The 3,177-nt window shown below is 41.0% G+C and carries 3 protein-coding genes; all 3 read right to left on the bottom strand.

Annotation, left to right across the window (positions count from 1 at the left end):
- Positions 1-51 precede the first annotated feature (51 nt).
- Positions 52-1,578: a class I adenylate-forming enzyme family protein gene (locus A3757_RS11585; RefSeq protein ID WP_068739668.1), complete on the bottom strand. Its 1,527-nt coding sequence runs from the start codon at positions 1,576-1,578 to the stop codon at positions 52-54.
- 18 nt (positions 1,579-1,596) lie between these two features.
- Positions 1,597-2,292: an acetyltransferase gene (locus A3757_RS11580; RefSeq protein WP_068739666.1), complete on the bottom strand. Its 696-nt coding sequence runs from the start codon at positions 2,290-2,292 to the stop codon at positions 1,597-1,599.
- Positions 2,293-2,360: 68 nt separating this feature from the next.
- The coding region (locus A3757_RS26730) for a methyltransferase domain-containing protein (RefSeq protein WP_197470013.1) at positions 2,361-3,177 on the bottom strand (817 nt) is incomplete at its 5' end.

Below are 3,177 nucleotides of genomic sequence, written 5' to 3'. Positions count from 1 at the left end.
GCCGCCAATAAATCCTAGCGAAAAACACTGCTTCTTCGATAAAACGCCCATCTATGCGAACGCCGAGCTATCAGTTATTTGCTGAATTAGATTTTGTTTCATGATTTTCCCCATCGGGTTCTTAGGTAGCGATTCAACCACAAGGTAAGCTCGTGGCTGTTGGTAGTCCGCTAAAGCTTTCGCACAGAGCCTTTGGAGCAGACGTATATTGAATGGAGTATTTGAATTGACAACGACCACTGCGGTGAGTTTTTCACCCAGAGCATCATCTAACAAGGGTATCACCGCACTTTCGACGACACTTTCATGCGAGTTCAGCACATCCTCTATGTCTTTTGGATATATGTTAATGCCCCCGGAAATAATGACATCTTTTTTCCGCCCTAAGAAGTACAAATAGCCTTCTTCATCTATACAACCTATATCACCTGTGCAAAAGAAATCATTCCACATTGCTGCAGCAGTAGTTTCTGGATTTTTATAATACCCTGAGAAAAGCATTGGCGTTTTACACGCTATTTCACCAGCCTGATTCACCCCCACCGGTACACGATTATCATCAAGGATTGCTATCTCAACTCCAGGGATTACTTTTCCTACAGAACCGTTTTCACTACTCTGGCAGTCAAGATCTGTCACAATAGCAACTTCAGAGGCACCATAGCACTCATGAACGTCACAGCGAATCACTTGCTTCATTTCCTCTCGAACGGCGTCTGGTAGCCTTTCAGAGGAAGAGACTATACAACGTAAAGTCTCTAATGGACTAGGCTTATTTTTTAGTTCAATTAGGATTTGTTTAAGCTGAGAAGATACGGGAATAGCGAAACTCACCTTGTGATCGATTACCGCATCAATCCATTTTTTAGCAGTGTAAGTGCCAAGTACTACGCAAGTTCCACCAGATATAAGTGAGATAACAACAAGCCTTTCTGCTAAGGAGTGATACATAGGCGTTGCGATCAAAGTAAGGTCTTCAGATGTTATATTATATAAACCTATAGCTGCTTGAGCCCTAAGCAGCTTTGTCTCTTGCGATAGAACTATCGGTTTTGGGTCACCTGTAGACCCTGAGGTCATTGTCAATATATAGGGCTGCTCTTCAGTTGATCTGCGTGATTGCAACGGATTTTTTTCTATCGATGTTTTTATTAAAGATGCATAAGCATGTGTTCCTGGACTTTCACCACCTACCGATACTAGAAGTGCGTCTTCACTCAATATTTGCTCAAACAAACCCTTTAGATCAGGTATTAGTGCATGCCAAATAATAGCGTGTTTAACATCAGCCGCCTGCATTGAGCGCTGCAAAGCTTCCGTGCCCAAGGTCATATTATTGGGAACCAGTACAATACCCATGTTAGCCGCCGCTAACATGACGACAGCAAACTCAACTCCGTTTGGTAATAGAACAGCCACATGATCACCACGCTTACACCCTAGGTCAGATAAGCCCTCAGATAGCAGAGCAACTTGATCTGATAATTCACGATACGAAAGCGTTTGCTCATCACATATAACAGCAATCTTTTCCGGCGTCTGTGAAACGTGCTTGTAGAATCTCTGGATTATTGACATGTACTTATTTCATTTTTATTAGTTGGCTGACATTGCGCTGGAGAACTTAAGAAATGCTTGACTACCTAAGCGATGTTTATCCGCACTTGCTGCAAGGTAAACGCCACCAATATCAGTATCTCGACTAATCAAAGCATGCCCTCCAATAAAAGACTCAGCCTTGATCACTATGCCGTGCCCCACTGCAGAGTTAATGCCAAAGAACACCTTGTCTTCGACTTTCGTTTCACCGCCAATCGAAACACCGGCATTCATCCAGTTATTGTCACCCAAGCTACAACCATGCCCAATATTGCTATTACTACTAATAAAATTGCCATTCCCTATCACGCAGTATGGATGTACCGAAGCATGGTCAAGAATAATATTATTCACTCCTATACTTATTTCATCATGGATGACAACTGAGGGGTGAATGTAGTTGATAAATTTGTAACCTTTATCTTTGGCTTCTAAGTACTTATTTTCTCGAATTTGATTCATTTGAACATAACCAACCGCGATCAACATAAAACAATCTTTAGTTGAGAAACTCTGCTCAATCTCATCGAAAGGAACCAATGGCAGACCACATAGATTAGGTTCCGCAATACACTGCCTGTCAACAGTAAAAGCAACAACTTCGAATTCGGTCTTAACAAACTGAAAAATCATTTTAGCCATATGACCATTGCCATAAATGATGAGTTTTTTATTTAAACCAGTTTCCGCCACCTAATGCTCCATTATCAATGTCACTCAAAAAAACACCCACTAAATTGCACTCACTAACGACCGACAGGTTACGCCTCTATTTGCTTGAACAAGTAATATGCGCTCCAGTCTTCCATCTCTCCAAAGTCAGGAATATGTGCACCAAAATCCTTCTTTATTTCATCTCTATCTGTGGATACTAAGCTAAACCCAAACTCCGTAAACATATTTACCACTTCTTCTTTTGACCATGCGTTTTGATGGTTAAACCGATAAAAATCTGGATCTGACAATGCTACCTTACACATTGTTCGAGCAATTTGGTTTGGTGAACACTCCCTAAAAAGCTGATCAATAAAGGCCTCATTCATAACTGCTGGGCCATGGTATGCTGCTTTATTATTTCGATCTATATTGCCACTAAAATGGTCGCCGTACTGACTATTCCAATAGCCACAAAACATCATCGATACGCGGTTTTGTAAGTTATCAAGCAAACCTTTACGTTCCCAAGTGTAAGTTATAGATTCGACTCCTTTATTAACCATACACTCGTCGCTTCCTTTTAGGTATTCACCAACGAACCAATCAAAGTCTGGAATCTTTAATAGAAATACCCCTCCCACGCATAAAACTCTACGAAGTTCCCACATAATTCTAAAAATAGTATTGTCGGGAAGGTGCTCAAAAGCGTGTGATGAATAAGCAAGGCCTACAGACTGATTCTCAATAGGCAGTTTGACAGTTTCGTTTAAAACCAGGTTTGTGACACCCGGACTATTTATTTCATCAAAGCAGGTCCACTCTGACCAATCTCGTCGTCCGGAACCAATATTAATTTTTAACTTATCTGTAGGAAACAATGGTTGTTTCTCCTGAATTTTTGTTTGGTCATTAATCAGCTCG

It is taken from the genome of Oleiphilus sp. HI0117 (genome assembly GCF_001635235.1).
The sequence above is the reverse complement of the archived record's forward strand: the minus strand, read 5'-3'. Positions and strand labels throughout refer to the sequence as shown.

Excerpts from the sequence above, each read along its gene's own strand:
- A3757_RS11585 (WP_068739668.1), bottom strand. The coding sequence starts at position 1,578 with ATGTCAATAATCCAGAGATTCTACAAGCACGTTTCACAGACGCCGGAA.